Raw genomic sequence first — 18,586 nt, forward strand, 5'->3', positions numbered from 1 at the left:
GTTGTGGTAGAAAAATAGTAAAATAGCGTACTTGTAAATGGAAAACAATGTAGAATGTAATCATACAATTGTACAAATACGGCGAAAGAAAATGCACATGCCATTAATCCATTTCTGCAAAAACTTGTTATCAATAATAAATAACCCATTATTCACGCCGAACAAGAAACGTTATGGAGATTAGTGCCAATGCCACGCCTATAGTAAGCATTATCATCGCAACGTATAATGCAGAAAAGGATGTGCAGGATTGTTTACAAAGTATTGTACAACAGCATTTCCAACAATTTGAAGTACTGTTGATGGATGCAGGCAGCAAAGATCGAACTGCTGACATTGCTGCTGCTTTCAACGACCCACGTATTAAATTCCACCAAGCAGCAGATAAAGGGATATACGACGCCTTCAATAAAGGAGTGAACGAAGCAAACGGTAAATGGATATATTTCTTAGGAGCCGATGATCGCTTATTACCCGGGTTCTCCGATCTCGCCAAGCAATTAAAAGATCCGCGGACCATTTACTACGGTGATAGCGTTCCTTATTACGGCGATGCAACACCCGGTATGGAGTTACTAGGAGGTGAATTTTCATCCTATCGCCTCGCCAAGCACTGCATGAATCACCAAACCATCTTTTACCCCGCTACCGTATTCCAATTGTACAAATACCAACTAAAATACAAGATATACGCCGATTATGCCCTCAATATCCAAGCATGGGGCGACCGCCGCTTTCGCCAGCAATACATACCCGTTTTAATCGCGCGTTACAACATGATGGGGTTTTCTTCCTCTCATAACGATCCCGTTTTTAGGCGCGATAAATTGATGCTCATTAAGCAAAGTATGGGCTGGTGGATGTATTGGCGCTTGTTGTTTAAGAATTGGAAGAAAAGGTACCAAGGGGAAAAGAATTTCTGGGAGCCTGTTCTTTAATATGATTATCTTGCGACATTCTTAAAATATAGTATGTATAGTATTGATATCATTATTCCGTCATTCCGTTTAGAAGAAAAGTATTTATTACCAATCCTTTTGTTACCTGCACCGAAAAACACCACCATTAATATTTTCGTAATTGTAGATAACCCGGCTGCCACTATTCCCCCACAACTGGAAGTGCTAGCGCAACAACCGCATATCCATCTACATAAAAACCCGGAGAACCTTGGCGCTGGAGCCACTCGTAACCGTGGTATAGAATTGGGAAAAGGCGACTGGATTTTGTTCCTCGATGATGATATTACAGTGCCGCAAGACTTGCTGCAAGTATATGCCAATGCCATTCAAGAAAATCCCGGCGAAATTGGGTTTATCGGTCTTGTTAATTTGCCTACACCCAGTAAACCTTTTACCCGTGCTGTTATAACAAACGGTGGAATGGATATTTTCACCATCGCCAAGCATAAACCATATTTCAAATGGGGCGCAACCGCTAATATTATGGTGAAACGTGCTGCCGTAGGTAATCATAGGTTTGCAAATGAGTATCCGAAGGCTGGAGGCGGTGAAGACGTTGACTTTTTTATGCATATCTGCGATAGCACAAATAAACAATTGAAAACACTTCCTGAAGCTGCTGTTGAACATCCTTGGTGGACCAATGAAAGCGTAGGATATACCCGCCCTATTCGGTATGGTACGGGAACGGCTATTCTCATGGATAGAATGCCACAATATGCTTATTGGGATTTGCTAAATACATTAGAAAGCTTGGTGGTTGCCTTTATTGCATTAATTGTAACCATGTTTACCTTCCAACAATGGCATATACCTATACTGTTGTTTATGGTGGGCATGATCTTTACTGATTATATCGCCAATTATGTACAATACCGTAAACGTGCCAAAAGTGGCAATTTGGTAGATGGGTATTACATGACTATGTTGCGATTTGCGAATGATTGGGGCGTATTAAAAGGAAAAATAGCCCAAGGGAAATGGTATACATTGGGTCGCCGCTTCCATGATAATGGTAAAGTAACTAAAATTCATATTCACCGTACCAATACCTTCAAGATCGTGAAATGGGTTTGCTATCTTGTATTAGGAATATTGATATATCAAATGTGCTGCTAAAATTATTACACTTCGGCGTAACCATTTTCACAGCTCACCACTTTATTAATCATTGTATATTGATACCGGGAACGATTCACCGCGGATTGATCTTGTGCGTTTAATGGGTGGTGAAGATGGAAACAAATGGCTGCAAATTTCAATCGCTTTTTAGCTATACCTGCGTTGATCAGCCGGGCAGCGAACTCGTTGTCCTCTGATCCCCAGCCAAAAAATGTATTGTTGTAGCCATTAATGGCAATGAAATCTTCGCGCCAAAAGGCAATATTGCAGCCTTTAATGTTATTGGAGCTACCTGGGTTGGAAGGGAATATGCTAGAGAAAATGGGCAAGCGAAAGGCGTTAAAACGGTTACTAATGCCATTGCTGTAGAAGGATGGCTGCTTGGATGCTCCATGCAGCAATGCTTTAGTTCTTGCTTCGTTTACCATAGCCCGTGCTCCTTGTATGAAAATACCTCTTTGCGCGTGGCGAATATGGTCGGCTATAAAATGCCGATGGAGTAAAATATCGCCATCTATTTCAATAATATAATCTGCCTCTGCCTGCTTAATGGCTTTGTTTAGGATCAAACTTTTTCTAAATCCTTCATCTTCGTGCCAAGCATGCTTAATGGGAATACGGCTCGTTTGTTGATGTAAACGAATGAGCTGTTGCGTTTCAACACCGGAACCATCGTCTGCAATCAATATTTCATCGGGTAAATACGATTGCATCCTGATACTTTTGAATATTAAATCCAGTGCTGCCGGCCAATTATAGGTCGAAATTAATAAGCCTACTTTGAATGGAGCTTTTCCCATGCTTCCGTTTTTTTCCTTAGTTCAATAAATATGGTTACGATTACTGCCTACTATTATTAATTATTTTCCGTTCTTTTTGTTCACTGTACTAGGTCTATGCATCTACAGTAGCGATTTGGAAGGTTTGCATATCAATTAATTTCTTATACAAACCATTGGATAGTAATAACGATTGATGCGTACCCTGTTCCACAATTCTTCCATTATCCAATACAATAATTACGTCTGCACTTTGTACAGTACTCAAGCGATGCGCAATTACCAACGACGTACGGTTTTTCATTAAATTGTTAAGGGCATCTTGCACCATCTTTTCCGATTCTGTATCCAAAGCACTCGTTGCTTCATCTAAAAGCATAATGGGTGGATTGTTTAATACAGCCCGGGCAATACAAATACGTTGGCGCTGGCCCCCAGATAGTTTGCCGCCTTTATCTCCAATATTCGTGTCGTATCCTTTTTCCGTTGCCATTATAAACTCGTGTGCATTGGCAATCCGCGCCGCCGCTTCTACACTTTCACGCGATATACCCGTTTTGCCGAAAGCGATATTGTTGAATATCGTATCGTTGAACAAGATGGCATCTTGGGTAACAATCCCCATCAGCGATCGTAACGATTCCATGGTCACGGTTTGAATATCCTGCCCATCAATGGTAATACGCCCTTCCTGGGGCTCAATAAAACGGGGTAGTAAATCCATTAAGGTAGATTTTCCAGCTCCAGAAGGGCCCACTAACGCCACGGTTTGCCCCTTTACAATGGAAAGGTTTACCCGCTGTAATACCCATTTCTCCTTATACTGGAAACTAACGTTTTCAAGCTGCATCTCTTCTTCAAACGAAGTTTTAGTAGCAGCACCCGGGCGATCAACAATACCCGGTTTTTCGTCAATTAAATCCAATACTCTTTCTCCCGCCGCAATCCCGTTATGGATATTGCTAAACGAATCGGAAATTGCTTTGGCCGGCCGCATAATTTGACTAAACAAGGCGATATATGCAATAAATGCCGCAGCACTCAAGCCGCCATCTTTCGCCACCACCAACGACCCTCCATACAGCACTATGCCCGATACCATGGCAATCCCTAGAAACTCCGATACCGGCGATGCCAATTGCTGCCGCTTTGCCATGTTCCGAATAATATTAGAATACGTTTCGTTCTCTTTATTAAACCGCTGCTTGATGAAGGTAGTAGCATTAAATGCTTTGATAATTTTTATCCCAGATAGCGCTTCCTCCAAGTAACTCAACATATTTCCATACGACCAATGCGATTCCATGGCCTGTTTCTTCAATTTCTTTACAATTCTACTAATTACAAAGGCCGATAATGGAATAATCAACATCGACACCAAGGTGAGTTTATAGGAAATAATAAACAGCATAACCAAATAAGTAAGCAGTGTAACCGGTTCCTTAAAAATTACTTGTAAAGTACCCGTCACGGTATATTGCACCACCTGCACGTCCGAAGAAATCTTCGCCATGATATCGCCTTTTCGTTCGTTGTTGAAATAGGAGAGTGGAAGATCCATTACGTTATTAAATACCGTTCTACGTAAATTCAACAAGGTTTGAATACGCAAATTCTCCATCGTACGTTCCGATAAATAGCGGAAAATATTCCCCAATAATACCGAGCATAAAATAGTTAGGCACACATACTCCAACGTGCGCTGTAGCCCAAACTTGGCCATCGATACACTACTGTAATACTGCATAGTTCGAAATAAATCGAACGAATTCGCCGGTTTTACCAATACTGCTTGCGTTTCTTGCGACTGGAATAAAGTTGTTAGCAAAGGCGCCAGTAAAGCAAGATTTAACGCTCCGAATAAGATGGAAAACAAGGTGAAAATTATATACGGTATGGCATAGCGTGTTATTGGCTTGGCAAACGATAATAAACGGAAATATGTTTTCATAAATCTTAAATATCCTGCCGGAAAACAAGCAACCGGTCAGTGGGCATATGCTGATCTTTTAACTCCCTTTTTATAAACATTTAAATGAAGAAAAGGTTAAGTTTTTTACGCAAAAAATGAGTCCTATTGTGTACAAAGAACATATTGCCTTGGACGGCCTATTTTGCTGCCGAATAGCCCCGTTTTATGACCCACAACTTTCCCCATACTTATTTTGTTGTGCTAGGATTAATTGCTATGAACCTTTTGAATGCATGATTATACGCCGGATTTTATTGCTGATGGGATTACTATGGTCATTACAAACACAAGCGCAAAGTGAATTCGATTCACTGAAACGTAATAGTATGTTCGATTCCAGTTATCAACCATCTGCCAAACCTACCGTAGTAACAGATTTCGTTGAACTGAAAATCCAAGGCTTCGTACAATCCGTACTCTATTTCGATTATAACTCGGTTTTCGATAACGACCTCTTCATCACTTCCGCCATTCCCACCGAAACAAAAGGAACAGCACGTTTTAGCCGTACCCACTTTTCGGCCAACCAATCCAGGATCGCTTTCAACCTGAAATATCCACACACGAAAAAGCCCCTAACGGCCTTCATTGAAGGCGACTTTTTCGCCAATGGCGACGAACGCCCGAATTTCCGCCTGCGGCACGCGTATGTGAATTGGGGCGACTGGCTTTTCGGTCAAACATGGACCAATTTCGGGGATGTTGCCTCGGCCCCCAATACCATCGATTTAGAAGGCCCTAATTCAATGCCAGCTTCCCGGGTGGCCCAGGTAAGGTGGACGAAAAATATCAACCGCCGCTGGCAATTGATTCTTGCTGCCGAAGAGCCCAAACCCGATTACACACCCTTGCCCGGCGCTAAAGTGGTAAATCCAGGTTTGCCGGAATTCGTGTTAAAACCGAAATATAAAATCAACAATGGTTACCTAGTAGCCTCGCTAATCTATAAGAAAATTAAGTACACCGATTCTGCCTACTCCTTCTCCAAATCGCTCTATGGTTGGGGATTAGCTACATCTTTTTACCAGAAGTTTGAGAAAAAAGGCACCTTAAACCTTTTTGCTACTATTGGTAAAGGAACGCAAGGCGCTATCAACGATTTTTCTGGCCTAGGTTTAGAAGCGTTACCTGTGAATGATTCCACATTAGAGCGCGTGATGTATTACGGTGGATATTTGGCTGGAAGCGTAATTTGGGATCGCAGGTGGTCGTCGACCGTGGTATATAGCTATTTAGGCCTACGCCAGCCAACAGAAGTGGCTACCGCCTTTAAGCTAAGTCACTATGTAAGTTTAAATGGTATTTATGCCATTAATAAGTATTTCACGACAGGCTTAGAAGGATTATACGGTATACGGCGCAACCACGATTTGTCGCGTGGCAGTGCTTTCCGTGTTATGTGGATGGTTAGATTAGTTTTTTAACTGGAATGTGTTGCGTAAGAATCGCATCACATACTGCATTACATCGTTGTACCAAGGATGGAAAAACCAAAATGTATGGGGCGTTCCATTTAAAGTAATTGCTTCCGTGGGAATATGGTAACGGTGTAGCGTATCCATGTACTCATCTCGCCCGGCATGAAAGCGGGGCATATCACTGTTGATGAAAAGGGTAGGAGCTGTATGTTGATTGACATGTGTAAGGGGGGATGCTAGTACCCAATTCGCCGGCTTCTCCTCGTAAGTTCCACCCAACCATTGCGCCGCAACAGCTCCTTCAGCAGAAAGAGGATGTTTAAACGCCAATATGCCATCTATATCAATCGCCGCCTGTATATGAGACGAAGGCATACCAAGCAACAAACGATCATCAAAGAATGGGTCAAAATTGGTCGTCGCTATTAATGCTGCCATTTGACCACCCGATGAGCAGCCCAATACTGTCATCTTGCTTGTATCAATACGGAATTCCTTAGCCCTGCTTTTTACCCAACGAATACAACGTTTAATATCACGCACACCGGCAGGAAATGCTGCCTCCGGCGATAACCGGTATTCCACGCAAATCCCCACAAACCCATTCTTCGCCAATGTAGTTGCCATTGTATGCATTTGTGTTTTATCGCCCGATCGCCAGCCACCTCCGTGAATGAGTACAACTGCTGGGTATTCCGATCTTAGCGTTGGGGCAAATATATCGGCTGTTAAAGAACGATGTTGTGTTGTAGCGTATGTTAAATTTGGATAGCAAACAATGTTAGCAGCCAGCTTTTCTGTTGCTACGCTGATAAATGGAAATTTCTTTAATTCCTTCTGTAATGTAGCAGCGATAGTAAAGGATGTATCGCGAGGGTAGATTTGTGCTTGAAGTTGGTTCGTACAGCTAAACAAGCATATGATATATATCCAGTTTCTCATGGTATCCAATTTTCAAAAATTCGAGTCAATGTGTAATTGCGCAATGCACGCTTATTCAATTGCTTACTCCATCTTACACGCTTATCTACGGCGGCACCTGGTCCAGTATTACCATATTCGGCATAATAGGCAGTTCGTTCATTGCCTACATTATTCCAATTATGCCAACCTTCCTGCCTTATATGTGCACCCAAATGGCAACGAATAATCGCCACTTTTGCATAGGCCCGCCACGGCCTGCCAAGGTATACCTTCTTTACTTGCTCATCGGCTGTAAACCGGCAATCGAAAAATACCATCCCAAATCGTTGGTTCGCTAGGCCCGATGCTGCCGTTATGTAAGAATCGTTCTTACTGTGAATAGTGCAGGATTGGAAAACAACGGTAGCCGGCCCAAATATAAAATCTGTAGTACCTGTGATATAGCAGTTTTTGAAGTACTGGCGACTTCGATCGTTAGCGGTTAACAGCGTATCTTGGTTACCCAGTAGTCGACAATTGTGCATTACAAATCGATCTCCGTCTACTTGCAACGCCACTGCTTGTCCAACTCGCCCGGCTGTATTTTCAATACATAAGTTTTCCATGCGAATATCATTCCCTTGTACCCAACAAGTAGCGGTAAGAAAGGTATGCATCACTGCTGAATCTTGTCCATATTGCTTACCTGTATGATCGCTGAAAGAAATGATAGTGCTATCGCTGTTTTCACCAATAAATGTCACATTCGTTACCCAGGCATGCACAATTATCTTTTCTGTATACACACCATTTTTTATAAATACTTGCACCGGTGTTGGTGAATAAGCGCGCATACTATTGATGGCTGATTGAATACTTGTATAATCACCCGAGCCATCCTGCGCAACAGTAATGGTGGCAGGGTAGGTCGTTTGACTCATGCCCGCAAAAGGCAATAAGCAGCATATAAGCGCGATGAGAATTTTCATAGCAAGCGTTTCGTGGAACGAGAACAATTTACCATGAATGAAGTGGATATTTGTGGTTGATGAAGGATTTATTTACGCAATCGTTCCCATCAACTAACGTAACAGCAAAATGGTGCCCTTTCTCGAAAATGTACGCCCTGTGTAGTCTTTCCCTTGTACCATCCAAATGTAATTCCCCGCATCTGCAGGCATACCTTTAATGGTGCCGTCCCAGCCAACACGTAAATCTTTCGTATAGAAAATTTCCTGTCCCCAACGATTCCAAATTCTGAAATAATCTAAGGCTGGTACCCCGGGTGCAATTACTTTGAAAATATCATTCCTACCATCATTATTGGGTGTAAAAGCATTAGGCACATAAAACTCCGGTCCAGCATATACTTTCACTTTTATTTCGTCTTCTTCACGACAACCCTCTGGTGTGGTAACGATGATGCGGTAAATTTGATCGGCTTGCAAACTCGCTACTGGGTTGGGAATAGTAGCGTCATTAAGCCCCATCGATGGTTGCCACGTATATTGTACATTATTACCAAAAGCATGTGATTGTAATTGTAAGGGTTGGAACATGGCCACCGTTGTGTCACTAGTGGCGGTTAAACGAAGCGAGATAATGTCGAAGGTAGATGTAACAGGTTTTGCAGCACAACCCAAATCACTGGCAGCACGTAAGGTAGCGGTGTATTTTCCATAGGCTGGATACGTGTAATTCATATGTTGCCCCATTATGGAAGCGCCGTTCCCTAATTCCCAATTCCAGCTACTAATGGGAATAGTTGGCGTTAAATTCACACCGGTAAATTCACTCTGGTCACCAAAACAAGTATTCCTTGCTAATGCTTGTATAACTGGTGTAGGGGCTACTTGTACTGTTTTGGTTGTTTGACTCGTACAGCCCTGTAACGTAGTTACTTGTAAGTTGATTTGGTAAAATCCTAATGCCGTATAGGGTGCCACCGCGTTTCTACTCAGCGCTGTTTCTCCATTATTAAAATCCCAATGGTAGGTACCCAAATCACCTACGGCCACTTTCGTTAAATCTTGCATTTGGAACAAGGTGCCTTCACATAAAACACTCGGCCCGAAGTCTACAACAGGGTAGGAACTAATAGTTACATCTGTACGCATGGTATCCGACACGCATCCACTATTGTCTTCAATCACCATTTTCACTGGGTATTTACCGGCGCCCGGGTATTGATGCAAAGCAGGAACAGGATCAGTAGTAATGGTACCATCTCCCAAATCCCACCAATAACGGGTAATAGATCCAAAAGAACTGCTGGCATTATAGAATTGCACAGGTGTACCCTCACATAAAATTTGTGCGCTGTTAAAACTAAAGGCCGGATGTAAAGCCGCGCAAAATTGTTGTTTGTTAGATGAACCTCCGGTTGATCCACCAAAACCCCAATACACGTTAGGATCTCCGTAAAATATATCCGTAACAAGATCTTTTTGAATCCGCAATCTTTCTACTTGGTCAACACTTACAATTAACGTAGTAGTAGGTGCATCCCATTCCACGCGTAGCAAATGCCATTTACAATCTTCAATATTATCCACCCCATCTATCACTTGTACCGGCCCTGCTAAATTGCCATTCACATCCGAATGGTTCGATAACCCATTCTGCTGTATCGCCAAATGATCGTACGAAGGGTCCGACTCGTCCGAGTTTTGCCAAGTATCTATCAACACACCCAAAGAAGGACTAATACCCTTAAAACCCAAACCCTGCCCAGTAGCCCCAAGGTTAGTGCCTTGTGTTTGAAGAATGAAACCAATACCATCAGCACCACTTTCATCCTTACAACCAAGGTTCACTTCAAATACATAATTGAATGATTGCGTAAGGTCGATCTTCGTTTTGTTCCATACCGTGCCGCTGGAATTGGATTGATCCTGGGTAAGGGTATAACAATTACACGTATTCTGCGTAGCAGTACCGTTAAGGATATAAGGAGTTTGTAATTGGGCGTTCAACTGTTGACATAACAACAGCATACTAAATAATATGCCTACAATTCTATTCATATGGTTGGGATGGCAATTTACTGTCAGGTGGTGGAGCGTGCTACAAAATACACAACGCCTTTGTAAATGTCAAACCCAATCGACGATTTCCTTGTAAAATAAGACGGGCCATTGAAAAATAGCCCGTTTTGATGTTCATCTTGCTGTTATGTGTAATTCGTACTGTATGCTGAATGCATAGTTCGATACACAAATATATTTCGCTATAATCTTCCATGAACCAGTGTTTACATGGACTTTACATAGCCGGTACTTCTACGTATTAAGCACTTAGTGCAGGCATTTCACGACTTACATAACCAATAAATTTCCAAATTTCCAGCACCTCGTGCACATTCACGGCATAGGGTTCGTATAATTCATTCAACGACGATAATACAAGCGTACCGTCTTTCTTCACCCTATTCTCCACCAATTTGAAGATAATATCCTCTTCACCACCTTTCAGTACAAGAATACACGCAGTGTTGTTCTTCAAATGCAACCAATCATCCACATATTGTCCAATTACATGACTACCATCCGGTATCGGCAACATAGAATCGCCGCTCACGGGGAACATACGGATGGTTTTATCTTTCGGTAAACCAGGGAGTGAAAACTTCGGCAAGTTGGTAATAAATTCCGGGTCACTAAACCCAGTACGGTAACCGGCTTTAGCTTTCGCAGGTACAAATTCCATGTTCTCCTCGTTCGCATCATTTACCGTAATGGGCAACACGCGGATTTTCTGGCCGCTAATGTCAATTGTAGTGGCTGTTTCGATTTTGAACACTTCTTCTGCCGGTAAAGCCGATAAATCGGTAAGCAATAGGTGGTCGATGCTGATGTTGAAACTTTTTGATACGGCTACGATGTCTTCCAGTCGTGGGTTTTTCGTTTTGCCGCCTTCATGGGCCGAGATTTTTGTACGGGTGAAACCCAGTAAGCTCGCTAATTGGAGTTGTGTTAAATTCTTCCGCTTCCGCAAGAACTTAATATTACTCGACCAATAAACAGCGTGTTGATCCATTTTGAAATATTAATAAAAATTCGTATGAGTTAGTTAGCCTGGCAAAAGTAAAAGATTATCCCGACAATCGCCTGTTTTGAAAGCATTTGTAATTGAAGTAGTTTTGCAAGGAATTGCGGAAATATGGATATCAGTATCAATAAATATATTAGCGAAACAGGATTTTGCAGCAGGAGAGAAGCTGATAAGTATATCGATCAAGGTCGTGTTACTATTAACGATAACGTGGCTTTGAAAGGAAACCGTGTGGGGCCTGGCGACGTGGTAGAAATAGATGGAGAGCCTTTAAAGAAAAAGAGAAAAGAATCTACCTATATCGCCCTCAATAAACCGAAAGGCATCACTTGTACAACGGATCTAAAAGATAAAACCAATATCATCGATTACGTCAACTTCAAAACAAGGATCTTCCCCATCGGCCGCCTCGATAAGCTATCTGAAGGTTTGATTTTCCTCACGAATGATGGCGATATCGTTAATAAAATTCTCCGCGCCGGTAACCAGCACGAGAAGGAATATATTGTTACCGTAGACCAACCCATTACGCTAGAATTTATCAAAGCCATGCGCAGCGGCGTGAAAATTCTAGGTACCGTTACCCAAAAATGCTTCGTGCAACAAGAAGGCGACAGGCGCTTCCGCATTATCCTCACGCAAGGCCTTAACCGCCAAATTAGAAGAATGTGCGAGGCCCTCGGCTACAAAGTAGAAACCTTAAAACGCACGCGTATAATGAATATGACTTTGAAAGACCTCCCGGTGGGTAAATGGCGTTTCTTCACCAAAGATGAAATCGATACAATTAATAAAATGGTAGCTACCAGCAGTAAAACACAAGATGGTAAATCCAACCTGGAAGGGATGGATGAATAAAGTATTCGATCTAGCTAGATTTATTGATGCGCTTGCATGCTAATCTTCTCCACCAAGCTACCCAATGTATCTATGGGTTTTTCGAAGTAACGTTTCGTTAGTTGCATCACCGTTTTAATGCTGCGTTCTTGGTCAATGATATGAGCGAGTTCTTCTCTCGACCAGTCTTCTTGCATTTCTTCCAGTTCTTCAGGGGAGAGGATGTGGGTGTTCATGACTTCCATTTCTTCTAATAATAAAGCGCCTTCGTTGATGAATACTTGTAAGTCGGCCCCGTGTTTTACACGCAGGCGGCGGCCCATTTTACTGAGGTGGAAACCGTATAAGTCAATGGTGCTATTAAGGGCAAGGGCAGCTATTTCCGTATGGGGGAACTGCTGTTGAAAGGTGGTTTCTATACTTGAAGGATGGGCTTGAAAGAAGGCAACAGGAAGTTCGTTATGCACGATGTAGATGTAGTTATTCCATTCGCCGATGTATTTGTCTTTGGAAAAAAGGGTGTCGAGGAACGGAGTAGGAGGTGCTGATTCTACTAATGTCCATCCCAAAACCTCGGCAACAGCAGCTATTGTGATGTTGTCTTTTTTCTCTATAACCACTACATGGAACTTCCAACCCATATCAATATATAATTTCTTGCACAGAATGTTTTAACGGCGCAAATGTCGGGAATTCGTTTGTCTTTTCCCAAAGATACGGGTCGCAAAATAACGGAGGATTAATACCATGCACACAAGGCTGTTCATTACATAGAAAACCGTTTTGAACGTAGAACAGGCTGCTACGAATCCCGCTAAGCTATTACTACGTAGTTGTAAGAAAATAGCAAAGCTGAAGTTCTCCAAATAATCGAATCCCATGCCTATAAGTAAGAAAAAGAACAAGGTTTTCTGTACACCCGGGTGTTCTAATGTTTTTACAGCGCTGGCAAATAGGGCTGTATACAGTAAAGGGAATATTAGGTCTACGATGAAGTAAGTATAGTAAAAACGGGGGAGTATATAACACGCGTTTTTGGCTTTGATAACATAGGCTGCATCAAAGAAATGACCATAACTTTCGCTTGGATGTACGTCGATCGGGCCGGTGCAAGGACCTCCATTCACCAAGTATAAGGGCTTGATGTAGTAAAAGATCAACATAAAGAGTACGGTCAACAAGATATACCGTAATATAAATCGCGGGGCAATGTATTGCATGGTTCTTGTTTTTACACTTCGTCGAATGCGGCGGGATATACCACAGTACCTCTAACATTATTTAAGCCATTTGGTTGTAAAGCCAAAGCCATAAATGCTTCCGACGGAACTTTATAATGGGTATCTATATGCCAATTGGCTGCAGGTGCAAACCCATATTTCGGGTAATAATTTGCATGGCCTACTACCACGATACTTTGAAAGCCTAGTTGACGCGCTTTCCTTGTACCTTCTTTAATTAATGCACCACCTACACCTTGTAATTGATGCGTGGGTAACACAGCCATGGGCGCTAATGCCAGGCTTTCATGCGAAGCATCGCCATCTTTTATCTGGATGCGGGTGAATAATATATGACCAACAACTTGATCGCCAATTTGCGCTACCAACGATAAGCCGGGTATCCAAGCATCAGATTGCCGGAGTTTATCTACCAGCTTCGCTTCATTGGGTTGCCCGAATGCTATTTCATTGATTTTGTATATCTCGCTTACATCCTGCGGTGTTTCTTCTCGGATAATGATTTGCATGGTGCCTTATTTTTATACTTCTGGTTCTTCTTTCAAATGCTGTAACGAGTAAATAGGTAAGCCGGGAAATAATATAGGAACAGATTTTATATAGTCTTGGTATGACTTCTTCCCACGGTGACGAATAAATTGCTTCCGCTCCAACCGAACCGTACTACTAATCATCACCCCGAAAATACTGATCATTCCAAAAGCCACAATAAGCCATTGCCACCATGTTTGATAGAATGGAAAGCCTACAATAAAACTACCCACCCATACCAATAATTCACCAAAGTAATTCGGGTAACGCACCCAGCTAAACAAGCCCTTTTGCACAAACTCTTCCGGGTTGCTGCGTTTATAATACGACTTCTGGAAATCGGCAATGCTTTCAATAAATAAACCGAGGTACATGATAAATAACCCCGTATACACAACCGGGCTTAGCCACATGCCCAGTGTAAACTTCGTTTGCGTAGCAAATACAACGGGGGCAAACATACAAGTATAAGTAACACTTACACTTACCCAAACCCCGATCTTCGCTTGTAAAGGAATGTTTTGCGCTTTGGAAGTAAGGTCTGATACAAGTTGATGGTAACTTTCATTCCGCTCCCGTCGAACAATAAAGAGTCCTAACCGTAGTCCCCAAGCGAGAATACCTGCTATTTGAAACCAATTGTACCAATGTAATTGCTGGTAAAAACTTAGGCAGAAGGCCGCGCTTACAGCTACAAAAGAGAAAGCATACCCTACGCTAACAAACCATACCGTTTTTCGAAATCCTACTGCCGTAACTAAGAGGCACATACCGAAAACGATGAATAATACTTCCAGAATTAACATAACACCTTGCTTTAGAATAACGATGATAAATTTATCCAATTATCACCAGCAGGCGAAATTATTTCTCTATTTGTGGCCGTATTTTTTTATGCAGTTCCTTGTAAACTTGTAAAGGCGCTACAAACATCCACCTCTTAAGGTGAAGTTAAATTGGGGTTAACGGGGGAATCAATTTATATATTTTGCGTGATGTACTGTACCGTACCGCCCTGCCAAAATACAGGGCGGGAGATAGGGTTTTATGGATAGAATAATTTAAGCATTGCTACTGTTTGCATAGCCGTGTCAGTTAGTTCTAACATGTTATGCAACGACAATAATTCATTTTCGCTGAGCATTAGGTGTACATGGTACGAAGGTGTAGGCAATACAATAGATTTCCTATGCGCTTCGCAAGCAGGTTTCAAATTCAATACATTTGCGTCGACCATTCGCTTGAAGGCCGCATACTCGCTGTGTGATAAGGTTAACAAGGTACTCTCAAAACCAATTTGAAAGGTACCGCAATGAATGCACTGTACTACGTAACCGTCATCTTCATAATACCAATGATTAAACTCGCACATCATATTCGTTTGATTGTTCACAATACAAATATCAGCAGCCCATCTCACCCAAACGGGAGAATGGCTTACCAATGTCGGAATGTGCGGATATTTGACATAACAATGATTTTTCTCGTACTTTTGCAAGTATTATGGACAAGAACAGAACGAAAGGCACTAGCAAGTTCCTCAGTTATATCCTACGGCACAACCCCGGCGCCATAGGATTACAACTCGACGAAGCAGGCTGGGCCGATGTACAAGAACTCCTACAAAAGTCCGCCAACGAAAATCCCTTCACGTTTGATGACCTGGTAGAAATTGTAGACACGAACGACAAAAAGCGTTTCGCATTTAACGACGACAAATCAAAAATCCGTGCCAGCCAAGGCCACAGTATCGAGATCGATCTCCAACTCGTACCCGTAACACCACCCGAATTCCTCTATCATGGCACCGTAGATAAATTCATGGCATCCATTCGAGCACAAGGTTTGATCAAAGGCAACCGTCAACACGTGCATCTCAGCGTTGATCGCCAAACTGCCACCAACGTAGGCTCGCGTAGGGGAGCACCGGTAGTGTTAAGCATCCGTAGCGGCGATATGTTCCGCGATGGGCATGCATTTTATTTGTCGGCCAACGGCGTATGGCTTACCGATGCTGTACCCAGCACTTATATCGATTAGGTATGAAAATTGCCGATCATTATTTACATTAGTAGCATATGGGAAGAACAATCGTTTTCGGAGATATACACGGCGGGTTGAAAGCGCTAGAAGACTTAATGAAAAAAGTACAACCTACAATAGATGATAAGTTTATTTTCTTAGGAGATTATGTGGATGGTTGGTCACAATCCGCGCAAGTAATTCGCTATTTAATTGCCTTTGAAAAGCAATACAACAGTATTTTCATCCGCGGCAACCACGATACCTGGTGCTTAGGATGGCTAAACGGCGAATTGCCCAACGAAATTTGGACCTTCAACGGCGGCGCAGAAACCCTGCAAAGCTATATGTACATCTCCACGGAAGAAAGACAAGAGCACCTAGCGTTTTTCCAACACATGCGCAATTTCTACATCGACGACGAGAACCGTTTATTCATACATGCCGGTTTTTCCTCCATGCACGGCCCACATAAAGAGCATTACAGCAGCAACTACAGCTGGGATCGCACCTTATGGGAATTGGCCTTGTCGTTCGATCGAAACATCCCGGAAGACAGCGTATTCTATCCCAAACGCTTAAAACTGTACAAAGAAATCTTCATTGGTCATACCCCCACCACCAACTACGATGTAAACGAACCCATGAACGCCAATATCGTATGGAACGTAGATACCGGCGCCGCTTTCCGGGGAAAGATTTCGGCATTGGATATAAATTCCAAACAGTTCTGGCAAAGTGAACCAGTACATACGTACTACCCGAATGAATTGGGTAGGAATAGAGATCGGTAATGAGATATAAGTACAATAAAACAGGCTTCTACCGTGGTAGAAGCCTGTTTGCTATATGGAATATGGTAGCTAGTATGAATCTGTAAATGGACTAGACTTAATAATCAACTGGCAATTATAATGCTTTCTGAAAGTACGGTCGTACTGTTGGATTTCAGTAGAAGCCAAAGGGCTTCTAGAGCAAATAATATAGCTTTTCAGCTTTTGCTGCTGCTTTTTACTCCCCAGTATGCTAATGGTTCTTTCAATTTGCTTCATAGCTTGCCGTAGATCTTGCCCCTTCAATTCTATGTAAATCTCCAGGTTTTTATCTTCTACAAGGTGTAGATAATCACATTTTACCCCGTTATCACTAATTGCACAGCCATCGACATGGACCTTCGTAGAGGATACCTCGTCTTTGTTGAGTAGTGTTAACTTGCTTTGGCGTTCGGTAAAGGTAAAAACTTTGTTGTTTGAGGTTTCCTTACAATTTTTCATCATTGAATTCTATATCCAAAAGTTTCCCAAATTCGTTGGCTATCTCGTTGGAGACATCATCTAAAATGGTTTGTTTGATTAATTGGGAATCTGGGTCGATTAATGATTCCATTTCCCCATTTTGCAATGAGTAAGCCGCAACTAGGGCAGGATCTAGCTGTTCATCTGTAGGAACAATAGCTGCAATGGATGCAGCCTGTCCTGGTTTATCTTTGGTTAAACGTCCAGCTTCTAATAAGTTGTTAAAGGAAGCCAGGATGTATGGGCTATGAGTGGTAATGATAATTTGGAATTCATTATCAAAATTATTGTAAGTTCTTGCTAATAATTGCACAATAGCTTTTTGGGCCATTGGTGGTAAATGTGCTTCAGGTTCTTCTATATATAAGGTTGTCGATTCAATGGGCCAATGATAAAGTGCATTTATAAATATTAGCAAAGGAAGTGTTTCTTGCTGACCAGAAGAAGCATTTAGGAGATTAACACGTCTATTGTCTTTATGTACTAAATAGTCTTTATCATCTGCTCTAGAGTACTCACCATTTAATATACTTGTACAAATCTCTATAAATCTTGAATCAGGTGTACCTGGACTTGGATCCATTCTAAACGTTTCTTTGATACCTTCATAAACAGCTCCAAATTCAACTAAAAAAGGATCTATTGAGGAATTGCTCTTTATAAATGAAAACATACTATGCTGTAAGTTTGAGAAGAAGCTTCTTCCAGCAGGAATGAAATATTGATTAAATAAATAATTGCATGATAGTTCACGTTTTATATCACGATTAACTTGTGCGGCTATTTGTTGTCTCCATTTTATGGTTCTTGGAATTATATCATTATCAAATTGCTCTTTAAACGCGTTGTAATACTTGGCATATATAATATCAATTTTATTAGAATAACTGATTAAAAATCCTCCATCATTATTTTCAACAATAATTATGATATCGTTTAAAGTATAGGTAATTTTAAAACTATCCTTTGGCCAAGTATCTTTTGGGAAATATTGAATAAACTTTTGGGTCTGGAGCTTCTTAAATTCTTCTATATTATTCTCAAATAGAATGTTTGTAGAAATATCAGTGAAGGTTGACTTAAAAAAATAGAACAATTTAGCAGTGATACTCTTCCCCGAACCTTGTGGCCCAATTAGAATATTAATTGACTTAAATTCAAAAGTCATCGACTTTATTCCTCCAAAATTCTGAATGCTAAGCTGTTCCATCGGGCTCAATATGAGGTTTGATTAATCTCCTAAATATTAGTTAACTGTAAATATATTTAAGATCAATAAGTTAATAAAATTAATTCATTTTATTCACCCTTATTAAAGTCTTATTCATTTAGTTCACAATAAAGTACAATAAAAGAGGCTTCTCTCTACACGTAGAGAGAAGCCTCTTTGCTATATGGTATACATATCATTTCCTATCCTCACCCTATCTCCAGCCTATCCTCACCCTATC

Annotated in this window: 19 protein-coding genes; 6 read left to right on the plus strand and 13 right to left on the minus strand. The window is 41.5% G+C overall.

Translation table 11 applies throughout. From position 1 onward, the window contains the following. Positions 1-173 precede the first annotated feature (173 nt). Together LX64_RS08230 and LX64_RS08235 are read left to right on the plus strand one after the other, a co-directional pair. Positions 174-938: a glycosyltransferase gene (locus LX64_RS08230; RefSeq protein ID WP_111597168.1), complete on the plus strand. Its 765-nt coding sequence runs from the start codon at positions 174-176 to the stop codon at positions 936-938. Between the two features lie 33 nt (positions 939-971). Continuing rightward, positions 972-2,081 carry a glycosyltransferase gene (locus LX64_RS08235; RefSeq protein WP_111597169.1) on the plus strand — a complete coding sequence of 370 codons (1,110 nt, stop codon included), beginning with the start codon at positions 972-974 and terminating at the stop codon, positions 2,079-2,081. Positions 2,082-2,086: 5 nt separating this feature from the next. Here the strand turns inward: LX64_RS08235 and LX64_RS08240 are convergent, their stop codons facing one another. Further along, positions 2,087-2,884 carry a glycosyltransferase family 2 protein gene (locus LX64_RS08240; protein WP_211324773.1) on the minus strand — a complete coding sequence of 266 codons (798 nt, stop codon included), beginning with the start codon at positions 2,882-2,884 and terminating at the stop codon, positions 2,087-2,089. Positions 2,885-2,978: 94 nt separating this feature from the next. Next, positions 2,979-4,814: an ABC transporter ATP-binding protein gene (locus LX64_RS08245; protein ID WP_111597170.1), complete on the minus strand. Its 1,836-nt coding sequence runs from the start codon at positions 4,812-4,814 to the stop codon at positions 2,979-2,981. Positions 4,815-5,068: 254 nt separating this feature from the next. On the opposite strand from LX64_RS08245, the gene LX64_RS08250 reads away from it, so the two are divergent. Continuing rightward, positions 5,069-6,259 carry a DcaP family trimeric outer membrane transporter gene (locus LX64_RS08250; RefSeq protein ID WP_111597171.1) on the plus strand — a complete coding sequence of 397 codons (1,191 nt, stop codon included), beginning with the start codon at positions 5,069-5,071 and terminating at the stop codon, positions 6,257-6,259. Here LX64_RS08250 and LX64_RS08255 read toward each other — a convergent pair. From LX64_RS08255 to LX64_RS08270, 4 genes are all read right to left on the minus strand, one after another. Continuing rightward, positions 6,248-7,195 (minus strand): alpha/beta hydrolase, encoded by a 948-nt coding sequence (locus LX64_RS08255; protein ID WP_111597172.1) that lies wholly within the window; start codon positions 7,193-7,195, stop codon positions 6,248-6,250. The genes LX64_RS08250 and LX64_RS08255 overlap by 12 nt on opposite strands. After that, positions 7,192-8,145: a pectinesterase family protein gene (locus LX64_RS08260; protein ID WP_111597173.1), complete on the minus strand. Its 954-nt coding sequence runs from the start codon at positions 8,143-8,145 to the stop codon at positions 7,192-7,194. Before LX64_RS08260 ends, LX64_RS08255 begins: the two co-directional genes overlap by 4 nt. A gap of 93 nt (positions 8,146-8,238) precedes the next feature. After that, the gene (locus LX64_RS08265; RefSeq protein ID WP_111597174.1) at positions 8,239-10,182 is read right to left on the minus strand and encodes a lectin-like domain-containing protein; all 1,944 of its coding nucleotides are present in this window, start codon (positions 10,180-10,182) and stop codon (positions 8,239-8,241) included. 262 nt (positions 10,183-10,444) lie between these two features. Then, the gene (locus LX64_RS08270) at positions 10,445-11,194 is read right to left on the minus strand and encodes an XRE family transcriptional regulator (RefSeq protein WP_111597175.1); all 750 of its coding nucleotides are present in this window, start codon (positions 11,192-11,194) and stop codon (positions 10,445-10,447) included. A gap of 123 nt (positions 11,195-11,317) precedes the next feature. On the opposite strand from LX64_RS08270, the gene rluF reads away from it, so the two are divergent. After that, a complete protein-coding gene (gene rluF, locus LX64_RS08275) occupies positions 11,318-12,067 on the plus strand; it encodes a 23S rRNA pseudouridine(2604) synthase RluF (RefSeq protein WP_111597176.1) in 750 nt (249 codons plus the stop codon). Positions 12,068-12,087: 20 nt separating this feature from the next. Here the strand turns inward: rluF and LX64_RS08280 are convergent, their stop codons facing one another. From LX64_RS08280 to LX64_RS08300, 5 genes are all read right to left on the minus strand, one after another. After that, positions 12,088-12,687: a hypothetical protein gene (locus tag LX64_RS08280; RefSeq protein ID WP_111597177.1), complete on the minus strand. Its 600-nt coding sequence runs from the start codon at positions 12,685-12,687 to the stop codon at positions 12,088-12,090. Between the two features lie 30 nt (positions 12,688-12,717). Then, positions 12,718-13,266, minus strand: coding sequence for a hypothetical protein (locus LX64_RS08285; RefSeq protein ID WP_148707246.1), 549 nt, complete (start codon positions 13,264-13,266; stop codon positions 12,718-12,720). 11 nt (positions 13,267-13,277) lie between these two features. Beyond that, entirely contained in the window at positions 13,278-13,796 is a 519-nt protein-coding gene (locus LX64_RS08290) for a GNAT family N-acetyltransferase (RefSeq protein ID WP_111597179.1), read from the minus strand. 12 nt (positions 13,797-13,808) lie between these two features. Next, complete coding sequence (locus LX64_RS08295; protein ID WP_148707247.1) at positions 13,809-14,624, minus strand: DUF1295 domain-containing protein; 816 nt, start codon at positions 14,622-14,624, stop codon at positions 13,809-13,811. 239 nt (positions 14,625-14,863) lie between these two features. After that, on the minus strand, positions 14,864-15,211 hold the full coding sequence (locus LX64_RS08300) for a DUF6686 family protein (RefSeq protein ID WP_148707248.1): 348 nt from the start codon (positions 15,209-15,211) through the stop codon (positions 14,864-14,866). 110 nt (positions 15,212-15,321) lie between these two features. Between LX64_RS08300 and LX64_RS08305 the strand changes: the two genes are divergently transcribed. Then, positions 15,322-15,858 carry an RNA 2'-phosphotransferase gene (locus LX64_RS08305; RefSeq protein ID WP_111597182.1) on the plus strand — a complete coding sequence of 179 codons (537 nt, stop codon included), beginning with the start codon at positions 15,322-15,324 and terminating at the stop codon, positions 15,856-15,858. Between the two features lie 38 nt (positions 15,859-15,896). Continuing rightward, the gene (locus LX64_RS08310; protein ID WP_111597183.1) at positions 15,897-16,634 is read left to right on the plus strand and encodes a metallophosphoesterase family protein; all 738 of its coding nucleotides are present in this window, start codon (positions 15,897-15,899) and stop codon (positions 16,632-16,634) included. 69 nt (positions 16,635-16,703) lie between these two features. Here LX64_RS08310 and LX64_RS08315 read toward each other — a convergent pair whose 3' ends face one another. After that, a complete protein-coding gene (locus LX64_RS08315; RefSeq protein ID WP_111597184.1) occupies positions 16,704-17,117 on the minus strand; it encodes a hypothetical protein in 414 nt (137 codons plus the stop codon). After that, entirely contained in the window at positions 17,101-18,345 is a 1,245-nt protein-coding gene (locus LX64_RS08320) for an ATP-binding protein (RefSeq protein WP_111597185.1), read from the minus strand. The genes LX64_RS08315 and LX64_RS08320 overlap by 17 nt, the downstream gene beginning before the upstream one ends. Positions 18,346-18,586: the final 241 nt, after the last annotated feature.

The sequence above is a fragment of the Chitinophaga skermanii genome (assembly GCF_003259335.1).
In the GTDB taxonomy this organism is placed as follows: domain Bacteria; phylum Bacteroidota; class Bacteroidia; order Chitinophagales; family Chitinophagaceae; genus Chitinophaga; species Chitinophaga skermanii.